Source organism: Mycobacterium sp. IDUB_17, assembly GCF_055419465.1.
In genome coordinates, this window is the sequence record NZ_JBVAXS010000001.1 from 634561 (window position 1) to 655527 (window position 20967).

22 protein-coding genes are annotated in these 20967 nt (G+C 65.8%); 7 read left to right on the top strand and 15 right to left on the bottom strand.

What is annotated here, in order from left to right; translation table 11 throughout:
• Positions 1-7 precede the first annotated feature (7 nt).
• Together ACZYZ7_RS03175 and ACZYZ7_RS03180 are read right to left on the bottom strand one after the other, a co-directional pair.
• A complete protein-coding gene (locus ACZYZ7_RS03175) occupies positions 8-1009 on the bottom strand; it encodes a peptidylprolyl isomerase (RefSeq protein WP_450069037.1) in 1002 nt (333 codons plus the stop codon).
• A 7-nt stretch (positions 1010-1016) separates the two neighbouring features.
• The gene (locus ACZYZ7_RS03180; protein WP_463740181.1) at positions 1017-1892 is read right to left on the bottom strand and encodes a peptidylprolyl isomerase; all 876 of its coding nucleotides are present in this window, start codon (positions 1890-1892) and stop codon (positions 1017-1019) included.
• A gap of 120 nt (positions 1893-2012) precedes the next feature.
• On the opposite strand from ACZYZ7_RS03180, the gene ACZYZ7_RS03185 reads away from it, so the two are divergent.
• On the top strand, positions 2013-2678 hold the full coding sequence (locus ACZYZ7_RS03185; protein WP_135453997.1) for an MBL fold metallo-hydrolase: 666 nt from the start codon (positions 2013-2015) through the stop codon (positions 2676-2678).
• Complete coding sequence (gene hisS, locus ACZYZ7_RS03190; RefSeq protein ID WP_463740182.1) at positions 2675-3937, top strand: histidine--tRNA ligase; 1263 nt, start codon at positions 2675-2677, stop codon at positions 3935-3937. Before ACZYZ7_RS03185 ends, hisS begins: the two co-directional genes overlap by 4 nt.
• A 24-nt stretch (positions 3938-3961) precedes the next feature.
• On the opposite strand, the gene urtE is transcribed toward hisS, so the two are convergent.
• The 5 genes from urtE to urtA are packed head-to-tail and all read right to left on the bottom strand — an operon-like array spanning position 3962 to position 8792.
• The gene (gene urtE / locus ACZYZ7_RS03195) at positions 3962-4654 is read right to left on the bottom strand and encodes an urea ABC transporter ATP-binding subunit UrtE (RefSeq protein ID WP_450069039.1); all 693 of its coding nucleotides are present in this window, start codon (positions 4652-4654) and stop codon (positions 3962-3964) included.
• Positions 4654-5409 carry an urea ABC transporter ATP-binding protein UrtD gene (gene urtD, locus ACZYZ7_RS03200; protein ID WP_286175283.1) on the bottom strand — a complete coding sequence of 252 codons (756 nt, stop codon included), beginning with the start codon at positions 5407-5409 and terminating at the stop codon, positions 4654-4656. Before urtD ends, urtE begins: the two co-directional genes overlap by 1 nt.
• A gap of 56 nt (positions 5410-5465) precedes the next feature.
• A complete protein-coding gene (gene urtC / locus ACZYZ7_RS03205) occupies positions 5466-6590 on the bottom strand; it encodes an urea ABC transporter permease subunit UrtC (protein WP_450069261.1) in 1125 nt (374 codons plus the stop codon).
• A gap of 17 nt (positions 6591-6607) precedes the next feature.
• Positions 6608-7492, bottom strand: a complete 885-nt coding sequence (gene urtB / locus ACZYZ7_RS03210; RefSeq protein WP_135454002.1) for an urea ABC transporter permease subunit UrtB — start codon at positions 7490-7492, stop codon at positions 6608-6610.
• Between the two features lie 31 nt (positions 7493-7523).
• On the bottom strand, positions 7524-8792 hold the full coding sequence (urtA, locus tag ACZYZ7_RS03215; protein ID WP_450069040.1) for an urea ABC transporter substrate-binding protein: 1269 nt from the start codon (positions 8790-8792) through the stop codon (positions 7524-7526).
• Between the two features lie 244 nt (positions 8793-9036).
• On the opposite strand from urtA, the gene ACZYZ7_RS03220 reads away from it, so the two are divergent.
• Together ACZYZ7_RS03220 and ACZYZ7_RS03225 are read left to right on the top strand one after the other, a co-directional pair.
• Entirely contained in the window at positions 9037-9462 is a 426-nt protein-coding gene (locus ACZYZ7_RS03220) for a hypothetical protein (RefSeq protein WP_210115650.1), read from the top strand.
• A 295-nt stretch (positions 9463-9757) separates the two neighbouring features.
• The gene (locus ACZYZ7_RS03225; protein WP_210115651.1) at positions 9758-10768 is read left to right on the top strand and encodes an Rv2578c family radical SAM protein; all 1011 of its coding nucleotides are present in this window, start codon (positions 9758-9760) and stop codon (positions 10766-10768) included.
• A gap of 18 nt (positions 10769-10786) precedes the next feature.
• Here ACZYZ7_RS03225 and ACZYZ7_RS03230 read toward each other — a convergent pair whose 3' ends face one another.
• Entirely contained in the window at positions 10787-11254 is a 468-nt protein-coding gene (locus ACZYZ7_RS03230; RefSeq protein ID WP_135454011.1) for a MarR family winged helix-turn-helix transcriptional regulator, read from the bottom strand.
• A 79-nt stretch (positions 11255-11333) separates the two neighbouring features.
• On the opposite strand from ACZYZ7_RS03230, the gene ACZYZ7_RS03235 reads away from it, so the two are divergent.
• The gene (locus ACZYZ7_RS03235) at positions 11334-12617 is read left to right on the top strand and encodes a multidrug effflux MFS transporter (RefSeq protein ID WP_450069041.1); all 1284 of its coding nucleotides are present in this window, start codon (positions 11334-11336) and stop codon (positions 12615-12617) included.
• On the opposite strand, the gene ACZYZ7_RS03240 is transcribed toward ACZYZ7_RS03235, so the two are convergent.
• The 7 genes from ACZYZ7_RS03240 to ACZYZ7_RS03270 all read right to left on the bottom strand — a co-directional run bounded on the left by ACZYZ7_RS03240 (position 12614) and on the right by ACZYZ7_RS03270 (position 19130).
• Positions 12614-13507 carry a haloalkane dehalogenase gene (locus tag ACZYZ7_RS03240; protein ID WP_450069042.1) on the bottom strand — a complete coding sequence of 298 codons (894 nt, stop codon included), beginning with the start codon at positions 13505-13507 and terminating at the stop codon, positions 12614-12616. The genes ACZYZ7_RS03235 and ACZYZ7_RS03240 overlap by 4 nt on opposite strands.
• A gap of 10 nt (positions 13508-13517) precedes the next feature.
• A complete protein-coding gene (locus ACZYZ7_RS03245) occupies positions 13518-14111 on the bottom strand; it encodes a TetR/AcrR family transcriptional regulator (RefSeq protein WP_167857829.1) in 594 nt (197 codons plus the stop codon).
• A gap of 61 nt (positions 14112-14172) precedes the next feature.
• Entirely contained in the window at positions 14173-14607 is a 435-nt protein-coding gene (locus tag ACZYZ7_RS03250) for an SRPBCC family protein (RefSeq protein ID WP_450069043.1), read from the bottom strand.
• An 81-nt stretch (positions 14608-14688) separates the two neighbouring features.
• Complete coding sequence (locus ACZYZ7_RS03255; protein ID WP_463740183.1) at positions 14689-15954, bottom strand: acyl-CoA dehydrogenase family protein; 1266 nt, start codon at positions 15952-15954, stop codon at positions 14689-14691.
• Positions 15951-17111: an acyl-CoA dehydrogenase family protein gene (locus ACZYZ7_RS03260; protein WP_463740184.1), complete on the bottom strand. Its 1161-nt coding sequence runs from the start codon at positions 17109-17111 to the stop codon at positions 15951-15953. The genes ACZYZ7_RS03255 and ACZYZ7_RS03260 overlap by 4 nt, the downstream gene beginning before the upstream one ends.
• A 38-nt stretch (positions 17112-17149) precedes the next feature.
• Positions 17150-18379, bottom strand: a complete 1230-nt coding sequence (locus ACZYZ7_RS03265; protein ID WP_135454026.1) for an amidohydrolase family protein — start codon at positions 18377-18379, stop codon at positions 17150-17152.
• Between the two features lie 112 nt (positions 18380-18491).
• Positions 18492-19130, bottom strand: coding sequence for a TetR/AcrR family transcriptional regulator (locus tag ACZYZ7_RS03270; protein ID WP_463740185.1), 639 nt, complete (start codon positions 19128-19130; stop codon positions 18492-18494).
• 76 nt (positions 19131-19206) lie between these two features.
• Here ACZYZ7_RS03270 and ACZYZ7_RS03275 point away from each other — a divergent pair, with 76 nt between their 5' ends.
• Both ACZYZ7_RS03275 and ACZYZ7_RS03280 read left to right on the top strand, forming a co-directional pair.
• Positions 19207-20043, top strand: coding sequence for an LLM class flavin-dependent oxidoreductase (locus ACZYZ7_RS03275; protein WP_463740186.1), 837 nt, complete (start codon positions 19207-19209; stop codon positions 20041-20043).
• A gap of 14 nt (positions 20044-20057) precedes the next feature.
• The gene (locus tag ACZYZ7_RS03280; protein WP_463740187.1) at positions 20058-20966 is read left to right on the top strand and encodes an acyl-CoA thioesterase; all 909 of its coding nucleotides are present in this window, start codon (positions 20058-20060) and stop codon (positions 20964-20966) included.
• The last annotated feature ends 1 nt before the right edge of the window (position 20967 follow it).

Genomic DNA, 20967 nt, shown 5'->3' on the forward strand with positions numbered 1-20967 from the left:
TCGCCGCTCAGCCCAAGCTGGCGGATTTGATCGTCACCGATGTGGCGGGCTCGCCGTCGTCGCTGCCGTCGGCGACCCCGTCGGCGGCGATCGCGTCGAGGGTGTCCAGCCCGGTGTTGTCGATGGTGCCGAACACGGTGTACGTCGGCGGCAGCAGGGAATCTTCGTACACCAGGAAGAACTGGCTGCCGTTGGTTCCCGACCCGGCGTTCGCCATCGCCACGGTGCCCCGCGGATAGACCACGGGCTGCTGCACCGCGGGGTCGGAGAGCCGGTACTGGTTGGTCGGGTACTCGTTGGGGAACCGGTAACCGGGCCCACCGGTTCCGCTGCCCGACGGGTCACCGCACTGCAGCACCGAGAGGACTCCGGTGGTCAGCCGGTGGCACTGGGTGCCGTCGAAGAATCCTTGGGAGGCCAGGCTGGCGAAGTTGTTCACCGTGCACGGCGCCTTGCCATTGGCCAACTTGAGGCCGATGCTGCCGCGATCGGTGACGATCCCGGCTTCCACCGTGGCCGGTTCGGTCGGCACCGTGCCGGTGCGCGGCGGGCGGACCGGCTTGGTGGCCGGTTCGGTGGTGGCCGGGTACTGGCAGTTGGCGCCGAGGTTCGCCGGCGGCGTGAATGCCGGCAGTTGTTGCTCTGAACCCGGGGAGGCCGTGTAGCGGTCGTGCCGGGGCATGTCCTCCGCGGCTTTGACGACGATGAAGGCGAACACCACGGCCAACACCAGCGCCACGATCGCCAGCGCCGTCATCACGTACCCGATGACCAGGCCCGCGATCGCGATGCCGCGGCCCTGTTCACCGCTGCGCTTGAGCTGCGACAGCGAGATGTGCCCGAAGACGATGCCCAGCGGCGCGAAGAGGACGGCACACACCAGTGACGCGACGGCCATGGCGTTGGTGCGGGCAGGCGGCGGGTAACCAGCCGGATATCCCATCGGATAACCCGGCGCGTAACCGGGATCGTCCGGCTGGTAGCCGCTGTAAGGGGGCGGGACAGTCAACGGCGGACTAGTCCAGGGCCACAGACTTCAGCTCGACCGGCAGATTCGGTGCGCCGTCCGGTCCGCCGCCGGCGACACCGGCTGCGGCGATCTTGTCGAGCGTGGCCAGACCGGTTTCGTCGATCTTGCCGAACACCGTGTAGTTCGGTGCCAGCTGCGAGTCCTGGTACACCAGGAAGAACTGGCTGCCGTTGGTGTTCGGCCCGCCGTTGGCCATCGCCACCGTGCCGCGGGGGTAGAGCACAGGCTGCTGCAGCGCCGGGTTGTCCGGCTGGTACTGGTTGGTCGGGTACTCGTTGGCGAACCGGTAGCCGGGGCCACCGGTGCCCTGGCCGGTCGGGTCACCGCACTGCAGCACCGACAGGCCGCCCGTGGTCAGCCGGTGGCACGGGGTGTCGTTGAAGTAGTTCTTCGAGGCCAGGCTCGCGAAGCTGTTGACCGTGCACGGCGCCTTGGCGTTGTCGAGCTGGAGCCCGATGTTCCCCTGGGTGGTGACCATGCTGACGCTGATGGTGGCCGGCTCGGTGGGGACCTTGCCGGTGTTCGGCGGTTCGACGGGCTTGCTGGCCGCAGCTGCGGCGGGGTACTGGCAGTTGGCGCCGAGGTCGGCGGGTGCGACGAAGGCCGGCAGCTGGCCGTTGGCAGCAGGCTGGGCCGGCGCCCCCGACGTCGCGGTGGTGGTGTCCGCCGAGGCGGTGGTGCTGCCCGAGTCCTTGCTGGTGAACACGAACGTGGCCACGACGGCCGCGATGACGACGATTGCCGCAGCGGCTGAGCCCGCGATGGTCAGGATGCGACGTTTGCGTTCCTGGGCGGCGCGGCGCTCCAGCTGTTCCTCCAGCTTGCGCTTGGCGGTCTCACGCCGTTCTTTGTTGGTCGGCACCGCGGCAGTCCTCCTTGTGGGCGGTCGGGATTGGTGACGAGTCTGCCAGGCGAGCCTGGGTCCTGGGTCTGCGACCCGCGGGAACCGCAGGTGGTGGCGCGGCCGTGGGAAACTGGGGCCGTGTTCATAACCGGATTCCCGGCCGGGATGCTGGCATGCAACTGCTATGTCCTGGCCGAGCGGCCAGGGGCCGACGCGATCGTCGTCGACCCAGGCCAGCGGGCCATGGACCGGCTGAGCCGGATTCTCGACGAGAACCGGCTCACCCCGGCAGCTGTCCTGCTGACGCACGGTCACATCGATCACATCTGGTCGGCCCAGAAGGTGGCCGACACCTATGGCTGTCCTGCCTACATCCACCCCGAGGACCGGTTCATGCTGACCGATCCGATCAAGGATTTCGGGCCCGCCGTCTTTGGGCGGCTGTCCCGCCTGGCGTTCGGTGTGCTGCTCTCCGAGCCAAAACAGCTGATTGAGCTGGACCGGCACGGTCAGACCCTCGATTTCGGCGGCCTCTCGGTGACCGTCGACCACACCCCGGGGCACACCAGGGGATCGGTGGTGTTCCGGGTCGACAGGACTGTTTTCACAGGCGATACGCTGTTCAAGTCCTCGGTCGGCCGCACCGACCTGCCCGGTGGCAGCGGACGCGACCTGCTCGAGTCGATCGTGACAAAGCTGTTGGTACTCGACGACGACACCGTGGTATTACCAGGACACGGCCCGCGCACATCCATCGGGCACGAACGCCGCACCAACCCGTTTCTCGAAGGTTTGACTCTGTGACATCTGCATTCCAGGCGCCCAAGGGCGTGCCCGATTACCTACCGCCGGAGTCGGCGCAGTTCGTGGCGGTCCGGGACGGCCTGCTGGCTTCGGCGCGCCGCGCCGGCTACGGCGACATCGAGCTGCCGATCTTCGAGGACACCGCGCTGTTCGCCCGAGGTGTGGGCGAGTCGACCGATGTGGTGTCCAAGGAGATGTACACGTTCGCCGACCGGGGCGACCGCTCGGTGACCCTGCGGCCCGAGGGCACCGCCGGCGTGATCCGCGCGGTGATCCAGCACCGGCTGGACCGGGGCGCGTTGCCGGTCAAGCTCTGCTACTCGGGGCCGTTCTTCCGCTACGAACGGCCCCAGGCCGGACGCTACCGCCAGCTGCAGCAGGTCGGGGTGGAGGCCATCGGCGTCGATGATCCGGCGCTCGACGCCGAGGTGATCGCGATCGCCGACGCCGGATTCCGGTCACTGGGTCTGGACGGCTTCCGCCTCGAGCTCACCTCCCTGGGCGACGACACCTGCCGGCCGGCCTACCGGGAGCTGCTACAGGACTTCCTGTTCAAGCTCGACCTCGACGAAGACACCCGGCGTCGCGCCGAGATCAACCCGCTGCGGGTGCTCGACGACAAGCGGCCCCACGTGCGGGAGATGACCGCCGACGCGCCGCTCATGCTCGACCATCTGTCGGATAGTGCCAAGGCCCACTTCGAGGTGGTGCAGGCGCACCTCGACGGTCTCGGTGTGCCGTATGTGATCAACCCGCGGATGGTGCGCGGGTTGGACTACTACACCAAGACCACATTCGAGTTCGTGCACGACGGGCTGGGCGCGCAGTCCGGCATCGGCGGAGGCGGGCGTTACGACGGCCTGATGAGTCAGCTCGGCGGGCAGGACGTGTCCGGCATCGGCTTCGGGCTCGGCGTCGACCGCACGCTGCTCGCATTGCAGGCCGAGGGCAAGTCGGTGACCGGTGTCGGCGGCGTCGAGGTGTTCGGCGTGCCGCTGGGCGACGCCGCCAAGCTGGAGTTGGCCAAGCTGGCCGCGCGGCTGCGGGCCGGCGGCGTGCGGGTGGACCTGGCCTACGGCGACCGCGGGCTCAGGGGTGCGATGAAGGCGGCCGACCGTTCGGGCGCCAAGTACGCGCTCGTGGCCGGCGACCGCGACATCGAGGCCGGCACCATCGGGCTCAAGGATCTCGCGACCGGCGAGCAGGTGGATATCGCCACCGATTCCGTTGTGGCCGAGGTGCTTTCCCGGCTGGCCTGACCCATCGCCCCGCGGTGCAGGGGGTCAGATGGCCATTGCGGCCCGGACGTCGGCTTCTGAAGTCGAGCCACCGGTGCCGCTCGAGGTGATGCGGCCGGCCTCCAGGATGTAGTAACGCTGAGCGGATTCCAGCGCGAACCCGATGTGCTGCTCCACCAGCAGCACGCCCAGATCGCCGCGTGCGGTCAGCGACGTGATCGCGGCTTCGATCTCGGCCACCACCGACGGCTGGATGCCTTCGGTCGGCTCGTCGAGGATCAGGCACGTGGGGCTGGTGATCAATGCCCGGGCAATCGCGAGTTGTTGCCGCTGGCCACCCGACAGGAGACCGGCCCGCCGGTTGAGCAGTTCCTTGAGGGCGGGGAACAGGTCCAGCTGCTCATCGATCAGCGCCTTGCCGTTACGCCGGCCATCGGCGACCACCTGAAGGTTCTCGGCGGTCGTCAGCTGGCCGAAGGACTGCTGTCCCTGGGGTACGTATGCCAGGCCCCGGGCCACCCTCGCACTCGGCCGCAGTCTGGTGATGTCCTCACCGTCGAAAAGCACTTTGCCCGCAGTGCATTTGAGCAGTCCGACGGCCGCCCGCAGCAGCGTCGTCTTGCCTGCGCCGTTGTGACCCATCACCGCCGCGACACCGTCGGACGGCACCGCGATGCTCGCGCCGTGGATCACCTCGGATCGGCCGTAACCGGTTCGGACATCGAGAAGTTCGAGCATCAGGAGATTCCTTCCACGCCGGCCGCGGCAGTGCCGAGGTAGACCTCTTGGACCTTCGGGTTGGCCTGCACCTCGGCCACCGAACCCTCGGCGATCACCTGGCCGCGGGCCAGCACCGTCACCGAGGTCGCGAATGCCCGCATGAAATCCATGTCATGCTCGACCACGACCACGGTGCGGGTTCCGCCGATGCGGCGCAACAGGTTTCCGGTCTCCTCACGTTCCTCGTGGCTCATCCCGGCCACCGGCTCGTCGAGCAACAGGACATCGGCGTTCTGCACCAGCAGCATGCCGATCTCCAGCCACTGCTTCTGGCCGTGAGCCAGTACGCCGGCGGGTTTGTCGGCCAGGTCTGCCAACCCGGTGGTTTCCAGTGCTTCCTCGATCGCGGGCAGGATGCCGCGCCGGCGGCGCAGCAGTGTCCACGGCGAACGGCCCGCGCCCGCCGCGATGTCGAGGTTCTGCAACACCGTCAGCTGTTCGAACACGCTCGCGGTCTGAAATGTGCGGCCCACGCCCAGTCGGGCGATCTGGTGCACCTTCTTACCGAGCAGTTCCACACCCGACTTGTTCACTGAACCGGTGGCTGCCACCAGGCCGGTGATGGCGTCGATGACGGTCGTCTTTCCCGCCCCGTTGGGGCCGATCAGAAAGCGCAGATCACCCTGAAACAGGGTGAGGTCGACATCGCTGACCGCTTTGAACCCGTCGAAATCTACTGTGAGACCGCGGACTTCCAGATACTCGGCACCCATGCCGGCGTTGCCGCCGGCCATCGGCTCGGGCGCCTCGGTGGCCTGCTCGGCTCCGGTCACGATGAGGCACCTACTTTCTCGGTATCGGTGTCTGATGCCGCCTCGGGCTGGGACTCCTCGGCATCCGCTGTGGTGGACCGCCGGCGCCGCCACCGGGCGAACAGCACACCGAGCCCGGCCAGGCCGGCGGGGAAGAATCCGACCACGACGATGAACAACAGGCCCTGCGCGTAGATCCACCCGGACGGAAACCGTTCGGAGAACAGGGTTTGGGCCCAAGCCACACCGATGGCGCCGAGAACCGGGCCGAGCAGCGTGGTGCGCCCGCCGATCGCCACCCCGATCAGGAAGGCGATGGACGGCACGATGCCGACCTGTGACGGCGCGATGAAGCCGACGATCGGCACGAACAACGCACCGGCGATGCTGGCGAACAAAGCGGCCAGGGTGTAGGCCACGACCTTGATGTTGGCCGGGTCGTAGCCCAGGAACCGCACGCGCTCCTCACCGTCGCGCACGGCGACCAACAACTCGCCGTAACGGCTGTACATGAGTTGACGCACCACGGCGACCACGATCAGCAGAGTCGCTGCCGCAATGAAATAGACCATCCGCTTGTTTGTCGGGTCATTGAGGTTGAACCCGAAGAAGGTTCGGAAGTTGGTCAACCCGTTGCTGCCGCCGAGGCTGGTCTGCCCGACGAGCAGGATCGCCAGCGCCGCGGCCAACGCCTGCGAGAGGATCGCGAAGTAGGCGCCCTTGACCCGGCGCTTGAACACACCGAAGCCGAGCAGGGCCGCGATTCCCGTCGGCAGAACCAGGATTGCCAACAACGTGAACGCGGGGGAGGCGAATGGTTCCCAATAGGTAGGCAGGTGCCGTACCCCGGCGATCTGCATGAAGTCGGGCACGTCGTGCCCGCGGATCTCGGCGTCGGCGATCTTGAGGTGCATGCCCATCATGTAGCCGCCGAGGCCGAAGAACACACCCTGCCCGAGTACCAGCATTCCGCCCCGGCCCCAGGCCAATCCGATGCCCACCGCCACGATCGCGAAGCACAGGAACTTACCGAGCAGACTGAGCCGGAAGTCCGACAGCGCGGCGGGGGCGACGCCGAACAGCACCACCGCCGCGACGCCGAATCCGGCCCACGTCTGCCAGCGGCCCAGGTTCGTCCGTATTCCCTGTGTCAGTGCGCTCATACCAGACTCCTGGTCCGAACCGTGAACAATCCCTGCGGGCGCACCTGCAGGAAGATCACGATGATGCCGAACACGATCACCTTGGCCAGCGACGCCGTGGTGCTGTACTCGATGAACGAATTCAGGAAACCGAGGGCCAACGCCGCGATCACGGTGCCCTTGATCTGGCCCAGACCGCCGACCACCACCACCAGGAAGGCATCGATCAGGAAGCTCTGGCCGATGGTCGGACTGGTGGAGCCGATGAGCGTCAGGGCCACACCGGCCACGGCGGCCAGGCCGGATCCGATGAAGAAGGTGGTGATATCGGTTCTGCGGGACGAGATCCCGCTGGTCTCAGCCAGATCGCGGTTCTGTACCACGGCCCGGATCCGCCGCCCCATCGGGCTGGTCTTGAGCACGGTGGCGAGCACCGCCACACAAACGACTGCCAACACCAGGATGAATATGCGGGTCTTGGGCACCACGGCGCCGAGAATCTCGACGCCACCCGAGAGCCAATCCGGGGCAACGACATTGACCGCAGGCGCACCGAAGATGTCGCGGGCCACCTGTTGGAGGATCAGGCCGACGCCGAAGGTGACCAGCAGAGTGTCCAGCGGACGGTGGTACATCCGCCGGATCAGCGTCACCTCCAACAGTGCGCCCATGGCGCCGCCGACGAGGAACCCGACCAGTAGCGAGATCAGTAGTGAGGCACCGGCATTGGTGATGACCTGCTGCACCACGTAGGCGGTGTAGCAGCCGGCCATGATGAATTCGCCGTGCGCCATGTTGATGACGCCCATCTGGCCGAACGTCAGGGACAGGCCGAGTGCGGCCAGCAACAGGATTGAGCCGAGGCTCAATCCTGTTGCCAGCTGGCCGATGAGGATGTCCATGCGGTGTTCGATTCCCCCGTCGCTTCGCTCGTCAGCCGGACAGCCCCGCGGCCCACGGGTAGGACTTCAGGTACGGGTCGGGATCGATCGGACCCTTGGACTCCCAGATCGTGTAGATCAGGCCGTCGGGCCGGATCTCGCCGATCCGCGCGGTCTTGGTGATGTGGTGGTTCTCGCCGTCGATCGTGACCTTGCCTTCCGGGGCATCGAAGCTGACGCCGCCGGCGTTTTCCTGAATCGCCGCGATGTCGAACGACTTGGCCTTCTCGACGGTGTTCTTCCACAGGTAGACCGAGACGTAGGCGGCTTCCATGGGATCCGAGGTGGGTTTCTTGGGATCCTTGACGAAGTCCTTGTAGGCCTTGACGAAGGCGTTGTTCACCGGGGTGTCGATCGTCTGGTAGTAGTTCCATGCGGTCAGCTGATCGGTGACGTTCTGCACACCGATGCCGCCGACCTCTTCCTCGGCGATCGAGACCGAGACCACGGGCATCTCCTGCGGGGTCAGGCCGACGTTGCGGTACTCGCGGAAGAACGCCACATTCGAGTCGCCGTTGAGGGTGTTGAACACGGCGTCGGCGTCGGCACTGCGGACCTTGTTGACGATGGTGGAGAAGTCGGTCGAGCCCAGCGGGGTGTAGTCCTCACCCTTGATCTCGATGCCGTTCTCTTTGGCGTAGGCCTTGATGATTCGGTTGGCGGTCTGCGGGAACACATAGTCGCTGCCCACGAGGTAGAGCGACTTGACGCCCTTCTCCTTGAGGTAGTCCAGTGCCGGGACGATCTGCTGGTTGGTGGTGGCGCCGGTGTAGAAGATGTTCTTGCTCGATTCAAGGCCCTCGTACTGCACGGGGTAGTACAGCAGGGCATTGGCGCTCTCGAACACCGGGAGCATCGCCTTGCGGCTCGAGGACGTCCAACCGCCGAACACCGCAGCCACACAATCGCTGCTGATCAGTTTCTCGGCCTTCTCGGCAAATACCGTGGGCTCGGACGCCCCGTCCTCGCCGATCAGTTCGATCTGTTTGCCCAGGACGCCGCCCTTGGAGTTGATCTCGGAGACCGCGAGCTTGATCGCGTCGCGCACCGTCACCTCGGAAATGGCCATCGTGCCCGACAGGGAGTTCAACGATCCGACCTTGATCTTCGGGCCGGAGGTGTCCACACAGGAAGTCGCGTTTGCTGTGTCGGTGTCGCTCGCCCGGCTGCCGCAGCCGGCCAGTAGCAAGCCGGCGACTGCGATCAAACTCCCTGCGGCTAACGTTGACCGACGGAACGGGACACGTCCTGGAACTCGCATGGGCGACCTTTCCCTTGAATGGCAGCGCTTCTCGGCCGATCACGATCGGCAGCGGTGCAAGAGGCTGACACCCTGTGCGGGTGTCGAATCGGGACGTTAGAGCGCAGCTGTTACTGGGAAATGTCTGTGTGTGACAAACAAATTAACCTCAAGCTAGGCAGAGTTGGTTTGCCGTTGACGCGGCGTCACGAGACCCGTTAGTCGCACCTGTAACAAGGCGGTAGCCTGCGTCGATATGAGGAACATGCGAAAAGCGACAACCACGGTCGGTGCGGCGCTGGTTCTGGCGGCTGCGGGTATGGCGGTCTCCAACGCAACGTCGTATGCGGACCCGGCGGGCCAAGGCCATCAGGTGAAGTACACGCTCACGTCTGGCGCGCCTTACGAATTCGACCTCTACTACCTGACGGCGCAGCCTGCGAGCAAAGACGCCTACAACGCGGACGCGTACAAGTACCTGCAGAAGGCGACGGTGAACGTCGGTCCCGACGCGCCCTGGGTCTTCGAGACCACGCTCGCCGACCCGCAGTGGGCGATCTTCACCGTCGCGAGCACGACGCACGGGGGCCAGGCCCAGCCCAACGCGCACTGCGAGATCGCCGTCGACGGTCAGATCGCCGTCCAGAACGATCATCCGTACAGCCCGCGCTGCCAGCTCGGTCAGTGGTAATCGGTGAGCTGACGCCCCGATGCGGGATTCGCGAGGATCCCACGGACTGAGATCCGCCTTGACTACGCACTCGAACTGTTGTTCGATAAACGAGTGCACGTCGGGCGGTTCCGCTTCCGGCCCGATGTGCGTTTGACTGGGCAAGCGCCCTCGGCGCGCGCCGATGCCGTACCCGAAACCGCGGCATCGGCGCACCCAGTCTTCATTCGAGGTATCCATTCGGCCTTCGTCTGCGCATGTTCGACACGGGTGGAATTACCTTGACATCAACATCGAACAGATGTTCGATTGGAGTGTGCGTTGGGATGGGCAAGCGGTCGGAGTCGACGACGGTGCATTGCCCGGCCTGCAGCGGGTCGGTTTGGTCCGTAGCGTCCGCTCGCCGCAGTTCGAGGGGATGACCTTCCATGAGGTGCTGTGCAAATCGGCCCTCAACAAGGTGCCGGCCGCATCCGCACTGCCGTTCCGCTTCACCGTCAACGGCTACCGCGGCTGCAGTCATGCATGTCGCTACTGCTTCGCCCGGCCCACCCACGAGTACCTGGACCTCGATTCCGGCTCGGATTTCGACTCGCAGGTGGTCGTCAAGACCAACGTCGCCGAAGTGCTCCGCCGCGAACTGCGTCGCCCGTCCTGGAACCGGGAGACGGTCGCACTGGGCACCAATACCGACCCGTATCAGCGGGCCGAGGGCCGCTACGCGCTGATGCCCGGGATCATCGCGGCGCTCGCGGATTCCGGCACGCCGTTCTCCATCCTCACCAAGGGCACACTGCTGCGCCGGGACCTGAGTTTGATCGCCGACGCGTCCGACCGGGTGCCGGTGAGTGTGGCGGTGTCGCTGGCGGTCGGCGATGAAGATCTGCACCGCGACGTCGAACCCGGAACACCCTCGCCGCAAGCGCGCCTCGGCTTGATCTCGGCGATCCGTGAGGCGGGCCTGGACTGCCACGTCATGGTCGCCCCGGTGTTGCCGTACCTGACCGACTCCGTCGAGCATCTCGACGCGTTGCTGGGCCGGATCGCGGCGGCCGGTGCGAGCGGGGTGACCGTTTTCGGTCTGCATCTGCGTGGTTCGACACGGGGCTGGTTCATGGATTGGTTGGGACGCGCGCGTCCTGATCTGGTCGGTGAGTACCAGCGGCTGTATCGGCGTGGGGCATACCTGCCCGCGGACTACCGCGACATGCTGCGGGCCCGGGTCCGGCCTTTGGTCGCCAGGCATGGGTTGACGGGCGCACCGCGGGTTGTCGACGCCGGTTCGGCTACGACTGCCGCGTCGCCCGTGCAGCCGACGCTGTTCTGAGCCGGTGTTCGTCAGTGGTCACCACGAGTGGGGCCCGACCTGGTGGGTCAGTGCCTCCAAGGCGGGTGCGGCTTTCTGTAGCGCGCTGAGCTGACTTTTCGGGATGGCGTCGAGTGCTGCCGAGACTGTCGCTGCAATCGCGTTCTCGATCTGGTCGCGCTCGCGAAGGGCCCGGGGCGTGGGGGAGAGCAGGTAAACGCGCCGGTCGTTGTCGGCGACCCGTTTGCCGACCAGCCCGCGTTCGGTCAATGCACGGATCGCGGTGCTCACGTTGCTGGTCTGCATCGACAGGGAGTCGGCGACCTCGGACACGCTGCGGTCCGGTTGCTCCATGATCGAGCGCAGTACTGCGAGTTCAGATGCCGGAAGTGGATCCACTCCGACCTGGGCCGGGCCCAACCGTGCGATCCGCCAAGACAGGTCGTGCAGCACGAGTGCGAGTTCGCGGAGTCGGCCACCGTCGGCGGGAGGCGAAGTGTCGTCCATAGCACCCTTCAATACTTATGGGTCAATAAGTATATTGATATAAATAATCTTAACGCTCAAATATTGAAGTAAGGGGCACATGGCCTTTCGATCGGCAACTCCGGCCACCACGCCACCTTCAGTGGCACTGATCATCGTTCTGGCGTTACTCACCGCCGTGACACCGTTCTCGGTCGACATGTACATGTCGGCGTTTCCGGGCATGGCAGACGAGTTCGGGACGTCGGCGTCGATGATTCAGCTGACCCTGACCACCTTTTTGGTGGGCCTGGCGGTAGGGCAGTTGTTCATCGGCCAACTCTCCGATCGGCTCGGGCGGCGCAGTCCGATGCTGATCGGCGTCGTCGCCTGCCTGACGGCCAGTGTGTTGTGCGCGTTCAGCCCGTCGGTCCAGGTTCTGATCGCGTTGCGGTTCGTGCAGGGATTCGCCGGTGCCGCGGGGGTGGTCATCGCCCGGGCGATCATCACCGACCGCACCCGCGGTTCCCAGGCAGCGCAGCTGTATTCGGTGATGATGGTCATCGGGGTGCTGGCGCCGATCCTGGCGCCCGTGCTCGGCGGTCAGGTGGTCGCCGGCCTGGGCTGGCGCGCGGTGTTCTTCGCACTCGCGGGGTTGAACCTGCTGATGCTGATCGGTGCATTCTTCCTGGCAGGAGAATCGCTGCCCGTCGAGAATCGCCGTCCCGCCGGAATCAACGCCTTTGCCCGAAACGCTGTTTCGGTGCTCGGCAATCGCCGCTTCATGGGCTACACGCTTACCCTCGGCTTCGCCGCGGCGGCGATGTTCTCCTATATCTCGGCCTCGCCGTTCGTGCTCCAGAACATCATCGGTATGTCGCCTCGGGCCTACTCGCTCACATTCGGCGCCTGCGCCCTGGCGGTAGCCGTGTCGGGTGTGGTGTCGGCCCGGCTGGTTCGTACCGTCTCGCCACGCAAGCTTCTGCTGTGCGGTGTCTCGGCCATGGTCATCGTCACGCTGCTGATGCTGCTCAATGTCACAGTCGGTGGGGTGTTGCCATCGGTGACCGTGGCCCTGATGGCCGGCTTCATGGCTACCGTCGGCTTCACCTTCGCCAACGCGACCACGCTGGCGATCGGGGAGGTCCGGTACGCGGCCGGAACCGGCTCGGCGATCATCGGATTCGTGCAATACGGCCTCGGCGCCGTGGCGTCGCCCTTGGTAGGTCTGGCCGGTGAGCACAGCGCGGTGCCGATGGGGACGCTGATGTTCAGCTGTGCCGCACTGGCCGCGACGGCGTTGTTCGTGTTGACCCGCGGGCATGCTCCTGGCGGTGAAAGCGACTGGGATGACCGCGAAGTCGAGTCAGTCGTTCCCGAGGCCGTAGCCAGCTCCACGAACTAGCCGGCGAGCCCGCGAACGAAGTCCGCGATGGCCGCACCGATCTCGTCGGGGCTGTCCTCCTGAATGAAATGCGAACCGGAAACTGTCACCTCGGCCTGATTCGGCCAGGCCCGGACGAATTCACGGACGCGCCCGCGCATGATGGCGCCGGGTTCGGCGTTGACGAAGAGTTTGGGGACGTCGCTGGTCTTGAGCCAGTTGCCGTAGTCCTCGACGATCGCGACGACGTCGGCGGGCTCGCCGTCGACCGGGATGTTGCGTGGCCACGAGAGCGTAGGCCGGCGGTCTTCACCTGGCGCGCGGAACGGCGCGCGGTAGTGGTCCATCTCCTCGTCGGTCAGTGTGCGCCGGATCGCTCCGGGGAGTACACCTTCGACAAACATGTTCTGTTCCAAGACCATTGACTCACCGTTGGGGGAGCGGAAACCCTGGAAGACCTCCCGCACCGGGTCGGGCCAGTCCGCCCACGTCATCGGCGACGCGATGGCCTCCATGTAGGCGATCCCGGCCACGCGGTCGCGATGCTGATTGGCCCAGTCGAACCCCAGTGCCGATCCCCAGTCGTGCAGGACGAGCACCACACGGTCTCCCAGATCCAGTGAGTCCCAGAGCTTGAACAGGTAATCGCGTTGCTCCGCATAGTGGTAGCGGTCCGGCCCGGAATCGTCGAGCTTGTCGGAGCCGCCCATGCCGATCAGGTCGCACGCCACCAGCCGGCCGAGGCCTTCCAGGTGGGGCATCACGTTGCGCCACAGGTACGACGAGGTGGGATTGCCGTGCTGGAACACGATGGCCGAAGCGGCCGCGGCGTCACCCTCGTCGACGTAGGCCATCTGCTTACCGTTGATTTCCTTGTACTGCAGCTTTCCGTACGGTTCAGCGCTGACCATGACGTTCTCCTCAATGTGGTTGGTCTTCGGCAACTTTGGCGGCGGCGGCCCGAGCGCTACGTAAGATGCGCGCGGAGAATTCAGGGTCGGCGACCGCCCGGGACAGGGTCATGCCGCCGACGCAGACTGCCATCAGCGCGATGGCCTCGTCGAACCGTTCGTCGTCGGTGTCGTCGCCGCAGATCGCGGACAGCGACGTGCGGAGCTCGCGTTCGTACGCGGCACGAAATTCGTCGGATCCACGAGCTGCCTCGGAGCCCAAGGTGGCGAAGGCGCAGCTGGTCGCCAGGTCGTCGCGATGTGCCGGAGTGAGATAGCGCTTGGCCAGGCCACTCAGGCGGGCTCGCCAGGATTCACCGTGTGACGGCTTGATCCAGCGCGGGCGACCGGTGCCGATGGCATGGGCGAAGGCCGCACCCGCAAGCTCGTCCTTGGTGCTGAAGTGGGAGTAGAAGGCGCCATGGGTGAGCCCGGCATCGCGCATCACTGCGGCGATGCCCGCACCGGTCAGTCCCTCTTCGCGCAGCCTGCGTGCGGCGGCATCGAGGATCCGGTCCTGAGACTCCTGCTTGCTGTCGGCACGCTTCGTCGCTGGATTTCGCATGATAGACATCATGCTAATCGCATGATGCCTATCATGGGAAGTGTCTTCTTGGAGAGACTGCCTAGTGCTCCAGCGCCCTGGCGCAGTTGGTGAGGATGCCGCGGAAATTCCACGGGAGCAGCCGTGAGCTGATGGCCTCCATCGCCTTACCGCCGGCGCGTGCGGGGTGGGTGTAGCTCGTCGTCCAGTCGATGTGCGTACCGTCGCCGCGGGGTGCGAAAGTCAGTGTGCCGCCGTCGTGATCGAACGGCGGGAAAGACCCGATGATCAGATACGAGTAACTGTTCGGGCGGTCGTAGGCCGTGATCTCCTCCCGAAACCACATACCGGCTCCGGTCACCGCCCGTACGGCCCCCACGGCGGGTTCCGACGAACCCGCCGCCCACCGGGACCGGAGCACCAGCGGTGCGGTGGCCAGACCCGCTGGGTCGGCCATCCAGTCGAAGACCTGCTCGAGCGGTGCTGCGATCACTCGTTCCAAATGAATGGTGGGCATCGGGATTCCCCCTGCGTTGACTGGTCCCCACCGTACGCGGCAAACCTGTCGACACGACCGTGCCTCAGTGCTGAAGGACGGTCAGCTCTTGTTGCGCCTGACCTCATTGAACGGCACGCCGCGGTCGGCCGCGTGTTCGCGTGGGAAGCCCAGGATCCGCTCGCCGATCACATTGCGTGCCATCTCCGAACTGCCGCCGCCCAACGACCCTGTCTGGCGAGACAGGTAGCGGACCCCGATGTCGAGCAGGCCGGGGACATCTGCCGAACCTTCGTCGATCACACCTGCTGTGCCTGCGATGGCCAACGCGGTGTCGACCTCGAGTTCGGTGGTCTCGGCGTGGAACAGCCGGATCAGGGTGCCCGCGTTGGGTGGCAGCGAGCCGTTGGCGATGGCGCTGCCGACGTGGTCGATGAGTTGTTTCTTGACGATGCGCCGCACCAGGGCACGGCCTGCCAGGTCCTGGACCCGGGCGTCGTCACCCTGCCCGGTGGCCTCGGCGAGTGCGATGTGATCCGGCGGCATCTCGTTCGCGTTCTCGGCGCCGGTCCCGCTGGCGAACTCGGATCCGCCCCCGACAGCGCGACGTTCGTGGTGCAGCTGGCGCGAGGCCACCGTCCAGCCGTCGTTGACCTCGCCCACCACGGCGTCCGCGGGAAGTTCCAGGTTGTCGAAGAACTCCTCGCAGAACTCCTCGTTACCGTTCACCTCGGTGATGCGGCGCATCGTGATACCCGGAGCGTTCAGCGGCACCAGGAACATCGTCAGGCCCTCGTGTTTGGGCACGGTCCAATCGGTGCGGGCCAGCATCAACCCGTAGTCGGCGGCAAATGCACTGGTGCTCCAGGTCTTGGCGCCGTTGATGATCCACGTGTCGCCCTTGAGCTCTGCGCGGGTGATCACACCGGCCAGGTCCGACCCGCCGCTGGGCTCGGACAACAATTGGCAGAGCACCTCGTCACCGCGGATCGCGGCTGAAATGCGCTCGCGCTTCTGCTTTTCGCTGCCCATGTCGAGAATCGTCGCGCCGCAGATGGTGAACGAGGGAGTGTTGAGGATCAGCGGCATCTCATACGCGGTGCACTCGTCGTTGAACGCCTTCTGGTACGCGTAATCCAGTCCCAGGCCGCCGTACTCGCGCGGGAAGCAGATGCCCGCGAATCCACCTTCGTAGAGGTGCTTCTGCAGTTCCTTTGCGCGCTCCCAGGATTCGGTTTCGGCACGCACCGAGAACGGAGGGTTGTCCGGATCGATGGACGGCATGTTCTCGGCCAGCCAGGTCCGGGCGCGCAGGGCGAATTCTTCGACAGACTCAGTCGTGGCGGTCGTGCTCACGGTGTCGGTCATGCCCCAACCTCCTCGGCTGCGCGGGTCTTGCGGCTCAGCGCGTACACCGCGCGATGGTGGTCTTCGGGTGAGCCGTACATGGCCCGGTACAGGGAGACCCTGCGCAGGTACAGATGCAGGTCGTGTTCCCAGGTCACGCCGATGCCGCCGTGTAGTTGCACGCAGTCCTGCAGCATCACTGGAGCACGTTCGGCCACATAGGCTTTCGCGACGCTGACGAGCTTCGGTGCGTCCGGGGAACGTTCGGCCACCGCGGCCACCGCACCAGCCGTGGTGCCGCGCGCGGCTTCGAACCACATCTTCATGTCGGCCGCGCGATGCTTGAGGGCCTGGTACGAGGCCAACGGGCGACCGAAGCTGTGCCGGTCGACGAGCCACTGATTGGTCATCGTGAGCACCGCGTCGAGGATTCCGACGATCTCGGCGCACTGCAGCAGCAGGGCCACCTGGCGCTGGCGTTCGATGATGGCCGGTGTCTGCTCGGCGGACCCCACCGCGGCGGATTCGCCGACCTCGACGCCGTCGAATTGCACTCGGGCATAACGCTTGACGAGGTCCACCGACTTCTGCGGGGTGACCGTGACCCCGGCCGTATCGGTGGGCACGGCGAACTGCCGGATCTGCCCGTCGCACACGGCCACCACCAGCACCGTGCCGCTCTGGTCGCCGGCTTCGACGCGGTCCTTGACACCGTCGATCCGGTACCCCGATGCGGTGCGGGTTGCCGTGGTGCCGATGCCGGTGGCGGACTGCAGGGCCCCGAACGGCCGGTTGGGCTCATAGGCCGCCCAGGACGCCACGGTCTCGCCGGACACCAGCGCCTCGATCAATTCCTCATGTCCGCTGGGTGCTTCGACCAGGCCGGCCAGCACGATGCTGACCGGGTGCAACGGGCCGGGCGCCACGGTGCGGCCGGCCTGCTCGGCGAGCAGCGCCAGGTCGGTGACGCCGTCCCCGGACGGGCTGCCGCCGCCGAGCTCCTCGGGCACCAGCAGGCTGGCCCAACCCAATTCCGCTGCGCGGCCCCACCACTGGGGGTCGAACGCGACTCCCTCGGCGTGCAGCTGGCGCACGCGGGTCAGCGGCACCTCCTTTTCCAGGAAGGCCTGCGCGGTGGAGGTGAACAGCATCTGTTCGGGATTTGCCACATCGGTCATAAAGTCGGCCCAGCTTCTTGGGTGTGAGGAGGACTGGATCAGTTCAGGACGAGCGCCGGGACATCGGGCCGGTAGACCTTCTTGTTCTCGACCTTGAACAGGTCGACCAGGTTGCCGCCCATGACCTTTCGGACACCCTCTTCGTCGAGGCCATGTGCCTGCAGGTCGTCGACCAGGTTGATCGGATCGGCCAGCCCCTCGGGGTGTGGCCAGTCGGATCCGAAGATGATGCGGTCGATACCGCACAGGTCGGCCATCTTCTTGAAATCGTCCTCCCAGAACGGGGCGACGTAGATGGCACGCTTGAAGGCCTCGACCGGGTCCTCGGGGAACTCCTGCGGCATCTTCGAGTAGACGTCCTTGAATTGGTAGAACAGGTACGGCACCCAGGAGGCGCCGTTCTCCACCGACAGGATGCGCAGATCCGGATTGCGGGTCAGGGCACCGTGACAGACCAGTGCGGCCATGGTGTCCTCGATCGGCCGCTTGCCCATCGCGACCATCCGGAACGAGGTCGGCTTGAAGGGCGTGAACTCCTCGGCCGGCTCCCAATCGTTGAGGTACTGGGAATAACCGCTGTCGGAGGCGTGCATGCACACCGGGATACCGGCTTTGACGCAGGCGTCCCAGAACGGATCGAATTCGGGCAGACCCAGCGAACGGCTGCCGCGGTAGCCGGGCACCGGCGCGGGCCTGACCAACACGGTCTTGGCGCCGCGTTCCAGACACCACTCGAGTTCCTCCAGCGCACGGTCGACGACGCCGAGGTTGATGACCGGTGTCGAGAAGATCCGGCCCTCGTAGTTGAACTGCCAGGTCTCGTACATCCACTCGTTGAGCGCGTGAATGATGTCGAGGATCAGGTCCGGGTCGTCCTTCAGGCGCTCCTCGACCAGGCTGGCCAACGTCGGGAACATGATCGTGTAGTCCAGGCCGAGGCTGTCCAGAACCTCAAGGCGTGCTTCGGGATTGCGGAAGGCGGGGATCGCCTTCATGGGCTTGCCCATCACCTCGCGGTAACTCTTGCCGCCGCTGCCGTGACGGAAGTACTCCTCCTGGGCGCCGGGCCGGGCGACGACCTCGAACGTGGGGTTCGGGATGTAGTCACTGATGTGGTTGCGCACCACGATCTTCGTGCGGCCGTGCACATCGATGTAGTCGATGACGCCCTTGCGGTGCTCGGGCAGGAATTTGGTGAGCGCTTCCTTGGGCTCATAGAAGTGGTTATCGGCGTCGAACACCGGATAGGGAAGCTCGCGTGACGGCATGTTCGCCTCCTGGAAGAGTCTTGTTTTCGAAACTGGTAATGACGTTACCACGTGATGACCAGCGGCGACGAGCCCATTCGGGCGATCGCTCAAAATCGCGTAAAAGCGCTGGTCAGGTGACAGATTCGGGTGCCAGTAGGCCGCGCACGCAGAACTCGTAGATGTGCTCGCCGTCGATCGGCGTTCCGTTGAGTTCCACGCCGAGTGAGCGCAGGCGCATCGCACCCAGCACGGACTGCATGATCAGGGCCGCGGTGCTCTGGACGTCAATGTCGGGACGGAAGGCTCCCGAGTCCATTCCGCGTCGCAGGATGTCGCCGATGAGCTCGTGCAACGGAGCCAGCACCCGGGCGTACTCACGGGGCAACGACTCGGCGAGGTGGTCGTTGTAGAAGGTCAGGCCGCGGTTGATGCTGTCCTGGGTGCTCGACGACGCAGGGATGGTGATGCGCTCGATGAGCGACCGCAGTGCTTCGGGTCCGGGCAGTCCGTCGGTGTCGGCGCGCCAACGCTGTGTGGACTCGGCCATGATCTTGTCGATGAGGGCCAGCAGCAGCTCGTCTTTGGTGGAAAAGTGCTGGTAGAACGACCTCAATGAGGTCTTGGAGCGTTCTACGACCTCCAGCACGGTGAAGTCGGTGCGTCCTGTCTCGCCCAGGATGGCCAGCGCCGATTTCATGAAGCGGCGGGCCCGGTCCGCCTGCGCCTCGGCGCGTGCGCCGTCGGACGGTCGTTCGGCCGGCCTGACCATTGCGCCATCACCTCCGTCATGCTGCACTTGCGAGAATGACGTTACCGTTTTTGTAGAGGCAATAGGCAGGCAACGATTGAGCGAGTGGTTTCTGTTCCTACCCCAGGTGCGGTTGGGCGTCGACGACATCGTTGAGCGTGCGCGAGTGGCCGAGGACAGCGGATTCGACGGCATCGCGTTCATCGACCATCTGGAGGCCCCTGGTGCCACGCACCAAAGCATCTGGGAGGCAATGACTGTCGCCACCTGGGTGGCGGCCCGCACCGAGCGGCTGCGGATCGGTCACCTGGTGCTGTGTGACGCCTTCCGGCGTCCGGCGGTGCTGGCCAAGCAGGCCGTCACGTTGTCGGCGGCCAGCGGCGGCCGGTTCGAACTCGGGCTGGGCTCGGGTTCGTGGCCGCAGGAGTTCGAGCGGTTCGGTGTCGAGACCGGTGACGCCGCGGCCCGGGTACGCAGGCTCGGTGAGAATCTGGCGCTGCTGCAGCGGTATTGGGGCGGCGACGACGACCAGGCGCAGACCCCGCGTCCTGACCATCCAATTCCGTTGGTACTGGGCGGAACCGGTAAGCGCATGATGGAACTGGTGCGCGCCCACGCCGACTGGTGGAACATTCCGTCGCATCAGCTGGATCGCTTGCCCGCATTGCTGCCCACCGTGGGTTCGGCACGGGTCTCCCTGCAACAGATGGTCGGCTTCGTGGGGCGCGGTGCCGATCGCTCGGCGGTGACCGAACGTAGCACCCGGTTGTTCGGGCACCTCGGCGGCGGATTGGTGTGCGGCGACGCTGCCGAACTCACCGCCCATTTCGCCGGACTGTCGGCCCAGGGCGTCGAACGCTTCTACGTGTGGTTCGCCGATTTCGCGGCACCCCAGACGATTTCCGAATTCGCCGAGACAGTCATCAACACGTGACAGAGAGGAACGACATGACCGCTGGAACCAACGAGGCACCCGCCGAGACCGGGGCCGAGCCTGCGCAGTGGACGCTGCAGATGCTGCTCGACCTGTTCGACGCCGAACCGGCGGGGGAGAACCGCTTCACCGTGCAGACCGGCATCGCCGGTGTCGATGAGCGTCAGGTGGTGGAAGGAACCCAGATCGTGGGTGCAGCCATCGTCGCATCGGCCAAACGGTTTCCGGACAAGTCGATTCGCTCGGTGCACGCGGTGTTCGCCCGCGCGGTGATGGTCGGACCGCCGGTGGAACTCGACATCGATGTGATCAGCGAAGGCCGGTCCACGGCCACCGCGGTGGTCGCTGCGTCGCAGAACGGCAAGCGCTGCATCACCATCACGGTGTTCACCGATGTTTCGTCCGGTGACGTGATCCGCCATCACCTGCCGCGGCCCGAGGTCGCGGGCCCGGCCGATTCGAACGTCTCGCACATGCCGATGATCGGCCGCGAGCTTCGGCTCGTCGACGTGGTGGACGTGAACAGCCCCGACGAGGTCGGTCCCCCCGAGCTGTACGCCTGGCTGCACTATGACCCGGTGCCGGCCCGTGACGATCTGGCCAAGGCGCTGATCGCGTACTTCACTGGGCACCTGGGTATTTCGACCACCATGCGGGCCCACGAGGGCATCGGTACCGCCCAGGCTCATCTCACCGTCTCGACCGCGCCGATGACTGTCACGGTGAGTTTCCACGAGCCGGTCCGCTGGGACGGCTGGCTGCTCTACAGCCACGAGAGCACCCAGGTCGGCTCGGGCATGTCGTACGTGCGCGGCGCGGTGCACACCGAAGAGGGTGAGCTCATCGCGTCGTTCAGCCAGGACGCGCTGATCCGGCCGCTGCGCACCACCGATACCAACATCTCGGCCCACTCGCGGCTGTAGA

Coding starts and splice junctions, on each gene's coding strand:
- urtE (WP_450069039.1), bottom strand. CDS start 4,654: ATGCTCGAACTTCTCGATGTCCGAACCGGTTACGGCCGATCCGAGGTG.
- urtD (WP_286175283.1), bottom strand. CDS start 5,409: ATGGGTGCCGAGTATCTGGAAGTCCGCGGTCTCACAGTAGATTTCGAC.
- urtB (WP_135454002.1), bottom strand. CDS start 7,492: ATGGACATCCTCATCGGCCAGCTGGCAACAGGATTGAGCCTCGGCTCA.
- urtA (WP_450069040.1), bottom strand. CDS start 8,792: ATGCGAGTTCCAGGACGTGTCCCGTTCCGTCGGTCAACGTTAGCCGCA.
- ACZYZ7_RS03220 (WP_210115650.1), top strand. CDS start 9,037: ATGCGAAAAGCGACAACCACGGTCGGTGCGGCGCTGGTTCTGGCGGCT.
- ACZYZ7_RS03230 (WP_135454011.1), bottom strand. CDS start 11,254: ATGGACGACACTTCGCCTCCCGCCGACGGTGGCCGACTCCGCGAACTC.
- ACZYZ7_RS03235 (WP_450069041.1), top strand. CDS start 11,334: ATGGCCTTTCGATCGGCAACTCCGGCCACCACGCCACCTTCAGTGGCA.
- ACZYZ7_RS03240 (WP_450069042.1), bottom strand. CDS start 13,507: ATGGTCAGCGCTGAACCGTACGGAAAGCTGCAGTACAAGGAAATCAAC.
- ACZYZ7_RS03245 (WP_167857829.1), bottom strand. CDS start 14,111: ATGCGAAATCCAGCGACGAAGCGTGCCGACAGCAAGCAGGAGTCTCAG.
- ACZYZ7_RS03250 (WP_450069043.1), bottom strand. CDS start 14,607: ATGCCCACCATTCATTTGGAACGAGTGATCGCAGCACCGCTCGAGCAG.
- ACZYZ7_RS03255 (WP_463740183.1), bottom strand. CDS start 15,954: ATGACCGACACCGTGAGCACGACCGCCACGACTGAGTCTGTCGAAGAA.
- ACZYZ7_RS03260 (WP_463740184.1), bottom strand. CDS start 17,111: ATGACCGATGTGGCAAATCCCGAACAGATGCTGTTCACCTCCACCGCG.
- ACZYZ7_RS03265 (WP_135454026.1), bottom strand. CDS start 18,379: ATGCCGTCACGCGAGCTTCCCTATCCGGTGTTCGACGCCGATAACCAC.
- ACZYZ7_RS03270 (WP_463740185.1), bottom strand. CDS start 19,130: ATGGTCAGGCCGGCCGAACGACCGTCCGACGGCGCACGCGCCGAGGCG.
- ACZYZ7_RS03280 (WP_463740187.1), top strand. CDS start 20,058: ATGACCGCTGGAACCAACGAGGCACCCGCCGAGACCGGGGCCGAGCCT.